At 72.2% G+C, this 16,522-nt stretch carries 13 protein-coding genes; 7 read left to right on the plus strand and 6 right to left on the minus strand.

Annotated elements, in window-relative coordinates:
- Positions 1–9 precede the first annotated feature (9 nt).
- The 6 genes from ACH34S_RS06715 to ACH34S_RS06740 all read right to left on the minus strand — a co-directional run bounded on the left by ACH34S_RS06715 (position 10) and on the right by ACH34S_RS06740 (position 8,015).
- Positions 10–1,188: a GDSL-type esterase/lipase family protein gene (locus ACH34S_RS06715; protein WP_395951528.1), complete on the minus strand. Its 1,179-nt coding sequence runs from the start codon at positions 1,186–1,188 to the stop codon at positions 10–12.
- Positions 1,185–2,813, minus strand: coding sequence for a urocanate hydratase (locus ACH34S_RS06720; RefSeq protein WP_395951529.1), 1,629 nt, complete (start codon positions 2,811–2,813; stop codon positions 1,185–1,187). Before ACH34S_RS06720 ends, ACH34S_RS06715 begins: the two co-directional genes overlap by 4 nt.
- 40 nt (positions 2,814–2,853) lie before the next feature.
- Positions 2,854–3,441, minus strand: coding sequence for a PadR family transcriptional regulator (locus ACH34S_RS06725; RefSeq protein ID WP_395951530.1), 588 nt, complete (start codon positions 3,439–3,441; stop codon positions 2,854–2,856).
- Positions 3,442–3,515: 74 nt separating this feature from the next.
- Positions 3,516–5,165 carry a thiamine pyrophosphate-binding protein gene (locus ACH34S_RS06730; protein ID WP_395951532.1) on the minus strand — a complete coding sequence of 550 codons (1,650 nt, stop codon included), beginning with the start codon at positions 5,163–5,165 and terminating at the stop codon, positions 3,516–3,518.
- Complete coding sequence (locus ACH34S_RS06735; protein ID WP_395951533.1) at positions 5,162–6,613, minus strand: aldehyde dehydrogenase family protein; 1,452 nt, start codon at positions 6,611–6,613, stop codon at positions 5,162–5,164. Before ACH34S_RS06735 ends, ACH34S_RS06730 begins: the two co-directional genes overlap by 4 nt.
- Positions 6,614–6,755: 142 nt before the next feature.
- A complete protein-coding gene (locus ACH34S_RS06740; RefSeq protein ID WP_395951534.1) occupies positions 6,756–8,015 on the minus strand; it encodes a PucR family transcriptional regulator in 1,260 nt (419 codons plus the stop codon).
- Between the two features lie 243 nt (positions 8,016–8,258).
- On the opposite strand from ACH34S_RS06740, the gene ACH34S_RS06745 reads away from it, so the two are divergent.
- The 7 genes from ACH34S_RS06745 to ACH34S_RS06775 all read left to right on the plus strand — a co-directional run bounded on the left by ACH34S_RS06745 (position 8,259) and on the right by ACH34S_RS06775 (position 16,494).
- Entirely contained in the window at positions 8,259–9,158 is a 900-nt protein-coding gene (locus ACH34S_RS06745) for an ABC transporter permease (RefSeq protein ID WP_395951535.1), read from the plus strand.
- A complete protein-coding gene (locus ACH34S_RS06750; protein ID WP_395951536.1) occupies positions 9,155–10,048 on the plus strand; it encodes an ABC transporter permease in 894 nt (297 codons plus the stop codon). Before ACH34S_RS06745 ends, ACH34S_RS06750 begins: the two co-directional genes overlap by 4 nt.
- Entirely contained in the window at positions 10,045–11,202 is a 1,158-nt protein-coding gene (locus tag ACH34S_RS06755; protein ID WP_395951537.1) for an ABC transporter ATP-binding protein, read from the plus strand. Before ACH34S_RS06750 ends, ACH34S_RS06755 begins: the two co-directional genes overlap by 4 nt.
- Before the next feature lie 71 nt (positions 11,203–11,273).
- Entirely contained in the window at positions 11,274–12,062 is a 789-nt protein-coding gene (locus ACH34S_RS06760) for an enoyl-CoA hydratase/isomerase family protein (protein ID WP_395951538.1), read from the plus strand.
- The gene (locus tag ACH34S_RS06765) at positions 12,059–14,185 is read left to right on the plus strand and encodes an acetate--CoA ligase family protein (protein WP_395951539.1); all 2,127 of its coding nucleotides are present in this window, start codon (positions 12,059–12,061) and stop codon (positions 14,183–14,185) included. Before ACH34S_RS06760 ends, ACH34S_RS06765 begins: the two co-directional genes overlap by 4 nt.
- A complete protein-coding gene (locus ACH34S_RS06770) occupies positions 14,185–15,345 on the plus strand; it encodes an acyl-CoA dehydrogenase family protein (protein ID WP_395951540.1) in 1,161 nt (386 codons plus the stop codon). Before ACH34S_RS06765 ends, ACH34S_RS06770 begins: the two co-directional genes overlap by 1 nt.
- A 48-nt stretch (positions 15,346–15,393) precedes the next feature.
- Positions 15,394–16,494: an ABC transporter substrate-binding protein gene (locus ACH34S_RS06775; RefSeq protein ID WP_395951541.1), complete on the plus strand. Its 1,101-nt coding sequence runs from the start codon at positions 15,394–15,396 to the stop codon at positions 16,492–16,494.
- Positions 16,495–16,522: the final 28 nt, after the last annotated feature.

A 16,522-nucleotide genomic window follows, 5' to 3' on the forward strand; every position in this document is an offset into this window, starting at 1 on the left:
CTTCGGTCGTCATCGTGGGCCTGTCTCCGGGGGGCGGCCCCCAGGCCCCGGGGCATCGCTCAGCCCCGGCCACAGGCCGGACGGGCCGAACACGTGCGCGTGGAAACGTTCGCCGATGCGGCGGTATCCGGCCGCGTTCGGGTGGAGGCCGTCGTAGAGGTCGCCGGTGTCGTCCGGGCCGAACAGCGCCCGCCCGTCGAGGTGGCGCAGGTGCGGGTCGTGTTCCGCGCGCGTCCCGGCGATCTCCTCGATCAGCGTCCGGATGCGGGCGAGGGTCAGGCCGGACGACGGGTCGCCCGTCGCGTGGTAGCGGCCGGTCTCGTCCTGGACGGTCGGCCCGGCGCGGTCCTCGGCGGTGGGGCAGCTGATCGGCGACACCACGAGCAGCGGCGTCCGCGGATGCCCGTCGCGGATCGTGTCGAGGAACCCGTGCAGCGCCGGGACGAAGGTCCGCTCCTTGAGCGAGTCGAGGTTCTGCACGTTGATGCCGATCTTGAGCGTGACGACGTCGGCGGGCAGGTCCCGGATCGTCCGGGCGGCGAACGGGTCGAGATGGCAGTTCCCGGCGAACGCCAGCGACGTCAGGTCGAGCCCCGCCCGCCGGGCCACCCACGCCGGCCAGGCGACGGTCGGGCTCCCCGCCTCCGCGCAGTGGCTGATCGAGCTGCCGTAGTGCACCCAGCGGCGGCCGGGGAGCTCGCCGGGCGCGACGCTGCCGTCCGCGCGCAGTTCCCGAAGTTCCACGATCGCGGCCTGGGGCAGCCAGATCTCGACGTCCTTCCAGGACGTGCCGAGCCCCTCGAACCGGATCGTCTCCGGCTTGCCCCGCTCGGTCTCGACCACCTGACCCGCGCGGACGACGCAGACGTCGCCGCCGCGCACCTCCTCGGAGATCACCCGGCACCGGCTGACGACCGCGTCGAACGCGACGGGGAAGAGCGGGAAGTAGGCGTTGCGGAACCGGGTGACGAAGACGTCGAGCTCGACGCTGTCCGCCTCGGTGCGGAACACGAGCCGCACCCCGGCGGGCCTCGGCACCATCAGCCGCAGGTACGGGTCGGTGAGCTGCGGGCGGGTCCAGGCGGGCAGCCGCCGCGGGATCAGCCCGGTGGGCGTGCGCTCCACGTCGAGCGCGCCCGCGATGGTGACGGGGCCGTTCTCGAGGTCGATCACCGGCACGTGCGTCACCCGAACCATCGCAGGCCGCTCGCGCGGACGGCGTCGGCCGCCGTCTCGTACCCGGCGTCCGCGTACCGCATGATGCCGATGCCGGTGTCGGCGGTGAGCGCCGCCGTGATCCGCTCGTCGGCGGCGGCGGTGCCGTCCGCGACGAGCGTGACCCCGGCGCTCTGCATGTAGCCCGCGTAACCGCCGCCGCCGGCGTGGATCGCCACGAGGTCGGCGCCCGAACCGGCCGTGAGCAGCGCGTTCAGCAGCGGCCAGTCGGACACGGCGTCGGAGCCGTCCGGCATGTTCTCCGTCTCGCGCAGCGGCTGCGCGACGCCGCCCGCGTCGAGGTGGTCGCGGGTGAACGCGACCGGGCCGTGCAGCTCGCCGCTCCGCACGGCCTCGTTGACCAGCAGCGCGAGCCTCGCCCGCTCGCCGTGGGCGAGCCACGAGATGCGGGACGGCAGCCCGGCCTGCCGCACGTACTTCCGCGCGGTCGGGATCCACCGCTGGACGAGCGCGTTCCCGGGGAACTCCCGCACCACCATCGTGTCGATGAGGTCGATGTCGGCCTGCTCGCCGGACGTCGCCACCCACCGGAACGGGCCGATGCCCCGGCAGAACAGCGGCCTGATGTACCGCTCGATGAAGATCGGGATGCGGAACGCGTCGACGCCGTTCTCCGCCGCCTGCGCCCGCAGGTTGTTGCCGTACTCGAACACGACGGCGCCCGCGTCCTGCCAGGCGAGCATGCACTCCACGTGCGTCGCGATGGAGGCGCGGGCGCGGCGGGTCAGCTCGTCCGGGTCGCTCTCGCGGAGGACCGCGGTCTCGGCGGGCGTCATGTCCGACGGCACGTACCCGTACATCAGGTCGTGCGCCGCCGTCTGGTCGGTGACGACGTCCGGCGTCAGGCCGCGTTCGCGCAGCTCGGGGAGCACGTCGGCGGCGTTTCCGAGCAGCCCGATGGACGCGGCCGTCCGGGACGCGGCCGCCTCCCGCGCCCAGGCCATCGCCTCGTCGATCGAATCGGTGGCGCGTTCCAGGTAGCCGTTGGCGATCCGCTTTTCGATCCTTTCGGGGTCGACCTCGACGCAGAGCGCGACGCCGCCTGCCATGACGGTCGCGAGCGGCTGCGCGCCGCCCATGCCGCCGAGCCCGGCGGTCACGACGAGGCGTCCGGCGAGGTCGCCGCCGAAATGCTCGTCGGCCACGGCGGTGAGCGTCTGGTACGTCCCCTGGACGATGCCCTGCGACCCGATGTACTGCCAGTCGCCCGCCGTGTACCCGCCCCAGGCGATCAGGCCGCGCCGCTCCAGCTCGTAGAAGTGCTCGCTGGTCGCCCAGCGGCCGACCAGGTTGCTGTTGGCCATCACGACCAGCGGCGCCCGCGTCCCGGTCGGGAACACCCCGATCGGCTTGCCGGACTGGACGACGAGCGTCTCGTGCTCCTCCAGCGTCAGCAGCGCCTCGGTCATGAGCTTCAGGGCGGCGTGGTCGCGGGCGGCCTTCGCCAGGCCCGCGTACACGATGAGGTCGTCCGGACGTTCCGCGTGCGTGAGGGTGTTCTCCAGCATCCGCAGGAGCGTCTCCTGGCGCGGCCCCCGGCAGCGCAGTCCTCGGTGGGCGATGTCGGCGATCACCATGTGCGTCCCCTTCTCGCCCGCTTCGGGCGCCGTGCGGTTCTCAGTCCGGGTGAGGCCCCTCGTGCCCGCCCGGCAGGCGTGTGCGGGCCAGCGCGCCGCGCACGCCCGAGTCGCGGACGTCGTGCCAGAACGACAGGCACGCCTCTTCGATCCGGACGCCCAGGACGAGCGGCGCCACCCGCTTCTCCAGATCCGGGACGTCGACAAGGCGTTCCAGCATCTTCTGGAACTCCTCCAGCCGGCCCTGGTGGTAGCGGACCTGCGCCTCGGCGAGCCGCTCCGCCGTCCCCTCGTCGCCGAGCTCGCTGAAGAACAGCTTCAGCTCGGCCTCGTTGCGGACCTGGAAGACCTCGGTGGCGGGGTCCCGGAGCCATTCGCGCAGCGCCTCGCGGCCCGCGGGCGTGAGCGAGTACGTGCGGCGGCGGCGTCCCCCGGTCTCGGCGGACTCCTCCAGCAGCCCGGCCTCGGCCAGCCGCCGCGGCTCCACGTACAGCTGGCTGTGCGGGAACGGCCAGAAGTACCCGACCGAGCGTTCGACGGCCCGTTTGAGCTGGTAGGACGAGCTGGGCCCGCGCAGGCCGATCAGCCCCAGCACGAGGTAGGAGCTGGACGAGAGGTTGATCGCCATGTTGTGAACTGTACCATTCATTCTGGACTGTCAGCATGCACGGCTCCTCTCACCATCGGACGTACGGGTTCCGGTCAGCCCAGCAGCTGCTGGCGTCCGGCGCGGCGCTTCATCGGGGCCAGCGCCGCCATGTCGATCTCGATCAGGTACGGCCCGGTGCCGCGCTCGACCGAGCGGGCGAACGCGCGGTCGAAGGCGGCGGCGTCCGCCACCTTCTCGCCGGGCACGCCCATCGCGGCGGCGAGCGCCACGAAGTCGGGGGTGTGCAGGTCGACGTCGTTGCGGGCGCCGTCGAACGTGGCGTGCTGGACGTCGCGCAGCACGCCGTACCCGCGGTCGTTGAACACGCAGACCGTGACGGGCGCGCCCGCCTGCGCGAGCGTCGACAGCTCGCCGATCGACAGCATGATGCCGCCGTCGCCATGGACGACGACGGTGCGCTCGCCGCTGCCGATCGCGGCGCCGATCGCCAGCGGCAGGCCGGGGCCGATCGCGGCGGAGGCCGGGTGCAGCGACGTGCGCGGCTCCAGGACCGGCAGCAGCCGGTCGCCCCACGCGTACGCCGGGACGGTCGAGTCCCGGACGATCACGCCCGCCCTCGGCAGCGACCGGCGGATCGCCGCCACGATCGCCCGATGATCCGGACCGAGGGATTCCAGCGAGCTCTCGCGCGCCTCGGCAGCGGCCTTGCGGGCGGTCCCTGCCCATTCCCCGGTCGCGGCGGTGGCGGCGACGTGCTCGCCGAGCGCGCGCAGCGTCTCGCGGGCGTCGCCGTGCAGCGCGACGGCGGGCGGGTAGGTGCGGCCGAACACGCTCGTGTCGGCGTCGGCGTGGATCAGCGCGCCGGTGAGCCGCAGCCGCCACGCGTCGGTGGTGTACATCTGGAAGCGGGCGCCCACGGCGAGGACGACGTCGGCGTCCTCGACCACCTCGCGCAGTGGCGGCGTCGTGACCAGGGCGCCGAGGCACAGCGGGTGGTCTTCGGGCAGCGCGCCGCGTCCCTGCACCGAGGTGACGACGGGGATCTCCAGGCGCTCGACCAGGCGGCGCAGCTCGGGCCAGGCGCCCGCGCTGAGCACACCGCCACCGGCCCAGATCAGCGGACGGCGGGCGCCCGCGAGCAGCTCCGCCGCCGCGCGCACCTTGTCGCCGGGTGGCGCGGCCCGCGGCACCGCAGCCGCCTCCGCAACCCGCGGCGACGCCGGGACCCGCGCGTACTGCAGGTCGACCGGGATCTCGACGGCCGCCGGACGCGGCCATCCGCGGCCCGTCTCGCGGCCCGCCGCCACGACCGTTTCGGCGATGTCCTCGGCCCGGCGCACCGTCCATGCCTCGCGGGTCAGCGTGCGGAGCATGGCGAGCTGCTGCTCCGCCTCGTGCAGATAGCCCTTGGAACGGCCCAGGAAACGGCTCTCCACCTGGCCCGTGATGAGCAGGACGCGGGACCCCGCGAACTGCGCCTCGAACAGACCGCCCATCGTGTTCGCCGTGCCCGGGCCGGTCGAGGCGAGGGCCACGCCGAGCCGGCCGGTGACGCGTGCGTAGCCGTCGGCCGCGTGCACCGCCGCCTGCTCATGCCGGACGTTCACGACCGTGATCCCGCCATGCCGCCGGACGGCGTCCAGGATCGGCAGGTTGTGGACGCTCGCCACGCCGAACAGCGTCTCCACGCCGAGCGCCCGCAGCGCCTCGACGACCAGGTCACCGCCGGTGCGCTCACTCATCTCGCACTCGCGGTGTGCCGCTGGATCGCCTTCAGCTCGGTGAACTGGGTGATGCCGAACGCGCCCAGCTCCCGCCCGTACCCGGACTGCTTGTAGCCGCCGAACGGCGCGAGCCCGTTGAACGGCGCGCCGTTGATCTCGATGCTGCCGGCCTCCATCCGCTCCGCGAACCGCAGCGCGCGCTCCTCGTCCGCCGACCAGACCGCGCCCGCCAGCCCGTACGGGGTGCCGTTGGCGATCGACACCGCCTCGTCCTCGTCCACGTACGGGATCACCGCGAGGACCGGGCCGAACACCTCCTGCTGGGCGAGTGCGATGCGCGGGTCGTTGACCGTGAACGCGGTGGGGCTGGTGAAGTAGCCGTCGCGCGGCAGCTCGGCGTCCGGGAAGGACCAGATCGTCCGGGCGCCGTCGACGAGGGCGCGCTCGGTGGCCTCGGTCACCCGGTGCTTCTGGTTCCAGCTCGCCAGCGGGCCGACGTCGGCGTCCGGGTCGCCGGACGGCCCGATCCGGTAGCCCGCCATCGCCGCGGCCACGAGCTGCTCCGCCTCCGGCAGCGACTGGAACGGCACGAGCAGCCGGCTGAGCGCGGTGCACGTCTGACCGGTGTTGATCAGGACGGTCCGGACCACCCGGTCGACGGCCGCCGCCAGGTCCCCGTCCGGCAGCACGACCGCCGCGGACTTGCCGCCGAGCTCCAGCGTCACCCGCTTGATCGACCCGGCCGCGATCTCGGCGACGCGGCGGCCCGCGCGGGTCGAGCCGGTCAACGACACCATCGCGGTGCCGGGGTGGCGGGCCAGGTACTCGCCGACGTGCAGCCCGTTGCCGAACAGCAGGTTGAACGACCCGGGCGGGGCGCCCGCCGCGTGGAACGCCTCAGCCAGGATGAACGCATCGAGCGGCGCCACCTCGCTCGGCTTCAGCACGACGGGGCAGCCCGCCGCGAGCGCCGGGCCGATCTTCGCGGCGGTCTGCAGCAGCGGGAAGTTCCACGGGGTCATCGCGGCGACGACCCCGACCGGCTCGCGCAGCACGGTCGAGCCGCCGGAGGGCGCCGGGCCGTCCAGCGGCGCGGCGAAGTCGACGTCGGCGACGGCCCGCGCGGTGTTCCGGAACGTTCCGACGGCGGTGCGCACCTGGTAGTTGGCGCAATGCTTGCGCGGCATGCCCATCTCGCTGGAGATCAGCTCCGCGATCTCGTCCAGCCGGGTCTCCAGGTGGTCCGCGACGCGCTCCAGCAGCGCGGCGCGGTCCGCGGGCTCCATCTCGCGCAGGACGGGACGGGCCCGGCGGGCGGCCTCGACGGCCCGGTCCATGTCCTCGGTCGCCGACTCGCGGACCGTGGCCACGCACTGCCCGGTCGAGGGATCGATGACGGCGATGACGTCCTCGCCGTTGTTCTCGACCCACGTCCCGTCGATGTATGTGTCCGCACGATGATCCATGTCGCTCCGCTCACACCGGTCTCCAGGCGATCGGACCGAAGCCTAGAATCATCTGCCCGGAATGGGTTGGGGCTGGACCACCAAAGAAATCCGATGGTCATTATGTGCGCCGCACATGGCGGGCCGGATGGCGGGCCGCGGGTCAGGCGAACAAACGGGCGCGCAGATCCGTCCGCGCCTCTTCGCGGTCGCGGCGCATCTGGATCGCGTCGTAGGCCATCAGCGCGACATTGAGATCGACGATGTCGGTGATGCGGCGCATATCCCGTCCGGTCAGCGTCGCGATCTGCCGCAATCTGTAGGCGACCGTGTTCGGATGGACGAGGAGTTCCTCCGCCGTCCGCTGCAACGCCATATCGCAGGCGATGTAGACGCGGAGCGTGTCCAGCAGGTGCGGCTTCTCGACGAGCGGCCCGATGCGGGTCTCGATCAGCCGGTTCGACACCCACCGGTTGTGCGCGAGCAGCACTTCGAGGATCACGTCCGTGCACTGGGTGACCTGGCCGCGCTGGTCGCGGTAGATGCTGATCTCCAGCGCGGACAGCGCCTGCCGGCAGCTGTGCCCGGCGGCCGACAGCGACCTGCCCGGCTCGCCCGCCGACACGAACAGCGACCTGCCCGGCTCGCCGTCCAGCATCTCGGTCAGCAGCGGGACCAGCCCGGGACCCGTCCGGTCGAGCGGCACGAGGGCGAGAAGCACGCCGCGCCGCTCCCGCAGGAGGATCTCGCGGCGCGGGTCGTGCCGCCACAGCGCCTCCAGGACCCGGCGGCGGACGCGCGCCCACTGCTGCGCCGTGGGCGCCGGATCGTGGTAGGCGGCGACCGCGCGGAACGGCTGGTGCGGGTTGATGTTCAGCATCCTGGCCTGGTCGTTCACCGTGCTCGCGTCGACGGCGGGCCCGGCGATCAGGCAGCTCAGCAGGTCGGTGCTGACCCGGGTCTGCCAGCCCGCCAGCTCGTTGTAGGTGCTGGTGAACGACTCCAGCTCGCGGGTGCAGAGCACGTCGAACAGCTCCGCGAGGCGTCCGAGCACGGCGCGGACGTCGGCCATCGCGATCTCCGCGTGGGCGAGGACGTGGTCGGTCACGACCCGTTCCAGGAGCCGCAGCCACTCGACCGCCTCCACCACGGACCTGCCTTGCAGCGCTACTCGCGCGCCGCGCCCGGAGGGCAGCTCGCCGACCGGCCCGTCGCCGGCGAGGCCCGACGAGCACACGCCGATGACGCTCACCGCCATGTCGAACGCCTCGACGGGCGCCTGGCGGTCGACGGTTCCGGACTCGGCCGCCGAGACGTACTGCCGGACGAACTCGTTCGCGAGCGCCGTGGACGCGGATTCGAGTTTGCGGGCCACGGTCGCCAGCGGCTCGGTGACGCCGGTGGATGTGTCGGACGGTGCCATGTCACCCCCAGCCCGGCGGCCAGGAGCGACCTGCGTGACGCACCTGGCCCAGGTCGTGGAGGTGTATCACGCGGTTTCGTCCCACGTCAACGGAATGACCCCCGAGGCGGGCGGGGCCGGACGGCGGCGAACTGTGCCGCCCACACAGGCGCCCTCAGCGACTTTTGTGACCCGGCCCTCATGACATATGGCGAGCCGTAACCGTTGACTGGTCGGCATGCGGCAACGGAGGGATGGTGAATCGTGACGGCGAGTACCTCCGCGACGAGGCTGCCACCGGCCGGTGACGTCCCCGGCGTGCCGCCGCCCGGGCGGCGGCGCCCGCGGCGTCCGGACTTCGTCGCGATGGCGCTCGGCCTGCCGGTCGCCTTCATGGCGATCGTGTACGCCTATCCGGTCGGCGCGATGCTGCTGAAGAGCTTCACCGAGCCGGAGCCCGGCTTCGGGAACTTCAAAAGGGCGTTCACCGACGACGCCATCTGGGACGTCCTCGTTATAACCGTCCGGCTGTCCGCCGAGGTGGCCGTCCTGACCGTTCTGCTCGGCTTTCCGGTGGCGTATTTCCTGGCCCGGACGTCGAAACGCAAGGCGCGTTTCCTGGTGCTTCTCGTCATCATTCCGTTCTGGACGAGCATCCTCGTCCGGTCGTTCTCCTGGATCGTCCTGCTGGGCGACAACGGGCTGGTGACCACGGTTCTGGAACCGCTGACCGGCGACTCGCAGGGAATGCTGTACAGCGAGAGCGCGGTGATCATCGCGATGACGCACATTCTGCTGCCGTTCCCGATTCTCATCATCAAGGGCACGCTCGACCAGATCGACACCTCGCTGCCGCCCGCCGCGCGCTCGCTCGGCGCCGGGCCGCTGCGCGCGTTCGCGCACGTGTACCTGCCGCTGGCGCTGCCGGCCATCGTCAGCAGCGGGATGCTCGTGTTCGTCATCGCGCTCGGCTTCTACGTCACGCCCGCGCTGGTCGGGGGCCCCAAGCAGAGCACGATCGCCGTGGTCATCGCGCAGGCCGTCCAGGTCAACTTCGACTGGGGGATGGCGGCGACGCTCGCGACGATGCTGCTGGTGGTCGCCACCGCGCTGACGATGATCGTGCGGCGGCTCACCAAGGTGAAGGGCCTGGTGGCACTGTGAGCACCGTCGACGCGACCGCATCGCGGGAGAGAAAGGCCAGGCCCGCGCCGCCGCCCGGTGCGCGCCACCGGGGCCGCCGGTCGCCCGCCACACCGGTGGAACGGATGCTGCGCTGGGTCCTGCGGGGCGTGGTCGCGCTGGTCCTGGGATTCCTCGTGACGCCGATCGTCATCGTCGTCCTGGAGTCGTTCAACAGCGTCGACTACCTGTCCTTCCCGCTGGAGGGCTGGTCGCTGACCCATTACCGGCGGTTCTTCGCCGACTCGGCGTGGGTGGACGCGTCCCTGCTCAGCGCCAGGATCGCGCTGCTCGCCGCGCTGATCGCGACGGTCGTCGGCACGATCGCGGCCTGGGGCCTCGCACGCAGCCAGGCCCGCGCGAAGGGCTTCGTCTTCGCGCTGCTGTACTCGCCGCTGCTGATCCCGATCATCGTGCTGGCGATGAGCTACTACTTCACGTTCGCCGACCTGAAGGTGATCGGGCACTGGCAGCTGATCTCCGTCGCGTACTCGGTGATGGGCATCCCGTACGTCCTCGTCGCGGTGTCGAACGCGCTGCAGCAGTTCGACCCCGAGCTGGAGAACGCCGCCCGGACGCTCGGCGCCGGCATGACCCGGACCCTGCTGCGGATCACGCTGCCGTCGCTGACCTCGGCGATCTCCGCGGGCGCGCTGTTCGCGTTCGTGATCGCCTTCGACGAGGCGGTGATCATCCTGTTCGTGTCCGGCAGCGGCTCCGTCACGCTCCCGCGCAAGCTGTGGGACAGCGTCCGCTACGACCTCACGCCCACGCTCGCGGTCGCCGGCACGATCCTCATCGCCGTCTGCCTCGGGCTGTTCCTCCTCTCCGAGCTGATCAAGATCCTCCGTGAACGGCGGGAGCGCCGATGACCGAGCACGCGCCGATGACCGACGAGCGGCCCGCCGGAGGGCCCGCCGGGCAGGACTCCCCCGCGTCCGCCGGGCAGGTCGTCTTCGACGGCGTCCACAAGTGGTACGGGGACGCGCCCGCCGTCCACGACTTCAACCTCGCGATCGCGAAGGGCGAGTTCGTCACGCTGCTCGGACCGAGCGGCTCGGGCAAGACGACGAACCTGCGCATCCTCGCGGGCCTCGAATCGGCCACCGCCGGAGAGGTCTACCTGGCCGGACGCGCCGTCACCGACGACGTCCCGGAGAAGCGGAACATCGGCCTGGTGTTCCAGAACTACGCGCTGTTCCCGCACATGACCGTCGCGCAGAACATCGCGTTCCCGCTGCGGATGCGCCGCATGAAGAAGGCGGACGCGCAGCGCGAGATCGACCGCGTGCTGACGATGACGCAGCTGACCGAGTTCAGGGACCGCTACCCGCGGCAGCTGTCCGGCGGCCAGCAGCAGCGCGTCGCGCTCGCCCGCGCGTTCGTGTTCGACCCGAGCGTCCTGCTGATGGACGAGCCGCTCGGTGCCCTCGACCGCAACCTGCGCGACCACATGCGGCTGGAGCTGAAGAACCTGCAGAAGCGGATCGGCGCGACCGTCCTGTACGTCACCCACGACCAGGACGAGGCGCTCGCGCTGTCCGACCGGATCGGCGTCATGCACCTCGGCGTCCTGCAGCAGACCGCGCCGCCGGACGAGCTGTACGAGGAGCCGGTCAACTCGTTCGTCGCGAAGTTCCTCGGCCAGTCGATCTGCCTGCCCGCCAGGCGCGTGGACGAGGACGCCCGCCACACCGTCGTGGACGTGGCCGGGATGTCCGGGCGGATCCTGGTCGACAAGGCCAACGACGTCTCGGCCGACCCGGACGGGGAGTTCATGATCCGTCCGGAGCGGGTCCGGATCGGCGCGGACAAGCCGGACGCCGCCGAACGCAACGCCGTGGCCTGCACGGTCGTCACGCACGTGTACCTCGGCCCCCAGATCGAGGTGCACCTGCGCACCGCGGACGGCGCCGAGCTCCAGGTGGTGGTGCCGTCCGAGGCGCGGGCCGACTACACCGAAGGCTCGTCGCACTGGCTGAGCTGGGCCGCGGCCGACTGCCGCTTCCTCGCCCACGTGACCTGACCGCACACCGGAAACGCGCCTCCCGCCACGACCTCTGTTCGGCATGCCCCCGATTCCACGGAAGGGACGCGATGGAACTCCCGGCACTCAAGTGCTGCACCTGGCACATGGACGGCGACGTCGGTGTGCTCACGCTGAACCGGCCGGACCGGCTCAACGCGATCGCCAACACCGACATCGACGAGCTGGACCGCGTCATCATGCGGGCCGGCAAGGAGCCGTCCGTCCGGGCCATGGTGATCACCGGTGCGGGGCGCGGCTTCTGCTCCGGCGCGGACGTCAAGGAATGGGCCGCGCACGCCGACGCGGACGAGGAGTCGTGGCCCGCGAAGATGCACCGCACGATCGCGCGGCTGTACTGGCTGCCGATCCCGGTGATCGCGGCGGTGAACGGCGTCGCGGCCGGGTCCGGGTTCGACATCGCGCTCACCGCCGACATGCGGTTCGGCTCGACGGCCGCCCGGTTCGGCCAGGTGTACGCGCAGCGCGGCATCTGCCCGGACGCGGGCGGCTCCTACCTGCTGCCGCGCATCGTCGGCGAGGCCCGCGCGGCCGAGCTGATCTACACCGGCCGGATCATCGACGCGGACGAGGCGCTGCGCATCGGCGTGCTGTCCGAGGTCACCGAACCGGAGCGGCTGATGGAGCGCGCGCTGGAGCAGGCGCGGATCTTCGCCGCCGGGCCGACCGTCGCGATCGGCGAGGCGAAGCGGAACATCCGGTCCGGCCACACGCTGGGCATCGAGGAGGCGCTGCGCAACGAGCAGCGCGGCGCCCGCATCTGCGTCCCCACCGAGGACAAGGCCGAGGGCCTGGCCGCCGCGATCGAGAAGCGCCGTCCGGTCTTCGTGGGGCGATGATGGGCACCCGGCAGTTCGCGACGGAGGGCCACCGCCTGGACCGGCTGTTCCGTCCGTCCAGCGTCGCGGTCGTCGGCGCGTCCCCGAAGGGCGGCTACGGGCTGCGGACGCTGCGCAACATGCGCGGCGTCGGGTTCGCGGGACGCCTGTACGCCGTCCATCCGACCCACACGGAGGTCGGCGGGGTGCGGGCCTACCCGTCGCTGAGCGACCTGCCCGAGGTGCCGGACGCGGTCGCCGCCGCGATCCCGGCGCCCGGTGTCCCGGCGCTGGCGGCGGAGGCGGCCGGGCTCGGCGCGGGCGGCATGGTCGTGTACGGCGCCGGGTTCGCCGAGCGGGACGCGGACGGGCGCCGCCGCCAGGACGACCTCGTCGCCGCCGCGGGCGACCGGCTGCCGCTGATCGGGCCGAACTGCCTGGGTCTCGCCAGCTACCGGGGCCGTGCCGCGCTCTGGGGCATCGAGATGCCCTACGTCCACGCGGAGGCGGACGGCGTCGTCGCGCTGGCCGCGCAGAGCGGGAACATGGCGCTGACGACGATGCTGTCGGGCCGGCTGCCCGCGGTCGCCTACGGCGTCTCGGCCGGCAACCAGGCGGTCCTCGACCTGGCCGACTGCCTGGAGTACTTCCTCACCGACCCGGATGTGGAGGTCGTCTGCCTGGTCATGGAGGGCCTGGCCGACGTCCCGAGGTTCCGCGCGCTGGCGGAGCGGGCGGCGGCCCTGGACGTGTCGGTCATCGTCCTGAAGGTGGGCCGGTCGGCGGGCGGCGAGGCCGCGACGGTCGCGCACACCGGCACCTTGGCCGGACGCGACGCCTCCTACGACGCGCTCTTCCGGCAGACCGGCGTGCACCGCGTCCACGACCTGGACGAGATGATCGCGCTCGCCACGCTGCTGGCCGCCCCTCGCAGGCCGCGCGGCGGCAGGGTCGGCGTCTTCGCCAGCTCCGGCGGCGAGTGCGGCCTGATCGCCGACCTCGCGGACGACGCCGGCGTCCGGCTGGCCGAGCTGGACGCGGCCGCCGAGGCTGCGATCGCCGCGGCGCTGCCGCCGTACATGGGAGTGCGCAACCCGCTCGATCTCGGCGCGAACGCCTGGGGCGACCAGGACGTGTACCGCGCCGCCGCCCGCGCGATGGGGAAGTGCCCGGACGTCGACGTCGTCGCGTTCGTCGGCGACGCGCCCGCCCACGCCGGCCCGCTGGACGAGATCGGCTGGACGGAGATGATCGTCGGCGCGGGCGAGGCCGCCGCCGAGCTGGACGTCCCGGTCGTCCTGATGACGACCACCACCGACCTCACCCCCGGCCTGACCGACCTGGCCGGGCGGAACGGGGTCGTCCTGCTCGCCGGGACGCGCCCCGCCCTGCGCGCCATCGCGCTCGCCGGCGAGCCGCGCCCACCGGCGAGCGCGACGGCCCCCGCCACCGGCCCGGAGACCCTTCGCCGCGCCGCCGCGCTGCTCAAGGGCCGGACCGGGACGCTGTCCGAGGCCGAGGCGAAACGGCTGCTGTCGGTCTACGGCGTGGCGTCCCCGCCCGGCGAGGTGGCGGCCGGCGCCGACGCCGCCGCCGAGATCGCCGGACGGATCGGCTACCCGGTGGTGTGCAAGGTCCACGCCGCCGGGCTCGCGCACAAGTCCGACATCGGCGGCGTCGAGGTCAGCCTGGCCGACGAGAAGGCGCTGCGCGACGCCGTCCACCGCATCGGGGAGCGCACCGGCACGGCGAACGAGGTGCTGGTCGAGCGCATGGCGGGGCCGGGCGTCGAGCTGATCGTCGGCGGGCGCAACGACGCCGCCGGTTCGCTGGTGGTCATCGGCGCGGGCGGCGTCCTCACCGAACTGCTGGCCGACGCGGCGGCCCTGCTCTGGCCCTTCGGCCCCGACGACGTGAGGGCCGTCCTCGGCCGCCTGAAGATCGGCGCCCTGCTCGGCGGGCTCCGCGGCGCCGCGCCCGCCGACCTCGACGCGCTCGCCGGCACGGCCGTCCAGATCGGACGGCTGCTGGCCGACTTCCCGGAGATCGCCGAGATCGACGTCAACCCGTTGCTCTGCCGCCCCGACGGCTGCCTGGCGCTCGACGCGCTGATCGTCACCGGCGAGCCCGCGAAAGGAAACTGATGGACTTCGCGATCCCCGGCCATCTCGTGGAGTTCCGCGAGACGGTCCGCCGGTTCACCGAGACCGAGCTGATCCCGCACGAGGACTACGTCGAGGAGCACGACGGCCTCCCCGAGGACGTCGAGCGGCGCATCCGCGAGCGGGCCGTCGCCATCGGGCTGAACTCGATGGGCATGCCCGAAGAGGTCGGCGGCGGTGGAATGGACGTCCTCAGCCAGGTCCTCGTCACCGAGGTGCTGTTCCGCGCGGCCGGCGGCGTAGCCGAGACCGTGCCGACCACGCCGAGCGTCCTGCTGGCTTGCGACGACGACCAGCGCGAGCGGTTCCTGATCCCGTGCGTCCGCGGCGACGTCCAATGGTGCTTCGCGCTGACCGAACCCGACACCGGATCGGACGCGGCGGCCATCCGCACCCGCGCCGAACTCCGCGACGGCTCCTGGGTCATCAACGGCCGCAAACGCTTCATCAGCCACGGCGACACGGCCGACTTCGCCATCGTCTTCGCCCTCACCCACCCCGACCGCGACGAAGACCGCATCACCGCCTTCCTGGTCGAGAAGGGCACGCCCGGTTTCAGCGTCGGCCAGCTCCACAAGACGATGGGGCATCGCGGCTACCGGCAGGCGGAGCTGGTGTTCGACGACTGCGCCGTCCCCGAGGCGAACGTGCTCGGCGAGCCCGGCCGCGGTTTCAGCCTCGGCCACGGCGCGCTCAGCAACGGGCGCATCATGACGGCGGCGCGCTGCCTCGGCCCGATGGCCCGGCTCATCGACGACGGGATCGAGTGGGCGAAGCAGCGCGTGCAGTTCGGCCGTCCGATCGCCGACTACCAGGCCATCCAGTTCATGCTCGCCGACTGCGCCACCGACCTGCACGCGTCCCGCCTGATGACCTACGAGGCGGCGTGGTCGGCCGACCGCGGCGCGGCGCCCAAGATCGTCCACGCCAAGGCGGCCGCGGCGAAGCTGTTCGCCACCGAGGCCCTCGGCCGGGTCGCCGACCGCGTCCTGCAGATCTTCGGCGGCACCGGCTACATGAACGAGACGTACGTCGAACGCGCCTATCGCAACGCCCGCATCGAGCGGATCTGGGAAGGCACGTCCGAGATCCAGCGCGTCATCATCGCCCGCAACCTGCTCAAACGAGGAATGTTCCGCTGAGGTCACCCCCCTGATCCTCCGCCGCCCATCCGAAGAAGGACGATTCCCATGAAGATCCCCGGAAGATCACAGAGTTCCCCGCTCGCGCGCCGCGACATCCTGCGCGGCGGTGTCCTGCTGGCGGGCGGTATCGCCGCCGCCCCGCTGCTCAGCGCCTGCGGCGGCTCCGGCGGGGGCGGCGGCAGCAAGAAGGTCGTCGTCGCCGACTGGGGCGGCGCGCTCGTCGAGGCGGAGAAGAAGTACATCTTCGAGCCGTTCAGCAAGGAGACCGGGATCGAGGTCGTGGTGGCCGGCCCGCCGACCCCCGCCAAGATCAAGGCGATGGTCGAGACCGGCAACATCGAATGGGACCTGATCGCCGGCGGCCCCAGCACGGTCCTGCCGATCGGCCGCAAGTACTTCGAGCCGCTGCCGGACAGGCTGCTCAACATTCCCGGCATCGACCCGTCCTACGTCGACAAGAACTGGCTGACCTACTACCTGTTCTCGATCGTCCTGGCCTGGAACACCTCGGTCGTCGGCGCCGGGAAGAAGCTGGAGGGCTGGGCCGACTTCTGGGACACCGGCAAGTTCCCCGGCCGCCGCTCGCTCCGCGGCGCCGACAACGGCGTCCCGCCGGACATGGAGTTCGCGGTGCTCGCCGACGGCGTCGACATGAAGGCGGTGTACCCGATCGACGTCGAGCGCGCCTTCCGCAGCTTCGGCAAGCTCAAGCCGAACGTGCCGCAGTGGTGGACGTCCGGCGCCCAGCCGGGCCAGATGCTCGTCAGCAAGCAGGTCGGCGCGTCCAGCATCTTCTCCGGCCGCATCGGCGAGCTGAAGAAGAAGGGCGCGCCGCTCGAGTTCACCTGGAACGGCGGCATGTTCCAGCTCGCCGCCTGGTCGGTCGTCAAGGGCGCGCCGAACAAGGAGAACGCCTTCAAGCTGATGGAGTTCTCCGTCCGCCCCGACATCCAGGCGAGCGTGTGGAGCAAGTACCCGAACGGCCCGTCGAACTCCAAGGCCCTCGACCTCATGGACAAGGAGTTCGCGAAGACGCTGCCGTCCCACCCCCAGAACGTGGAGGTGCAGTTCCTCCAGGACGCCGAATGGTGGGGGAAGAACCGCGACGCCGTCCTGAAGCGCTTCCAGGAATTCGCGAAGTCCTGACAACACCCGACGCACCCGAGGAGAACAG

It is taken from the genome of Actinomadura sp. 3N508 (assembly GCF_044326375.1).
In the GTDB taxonomy this organism is placed as follows: Bacteria; Actinomycetota; Actinomycetes; order Streptosporangiales; family Streptosporangiaceae; genus Spirillospora.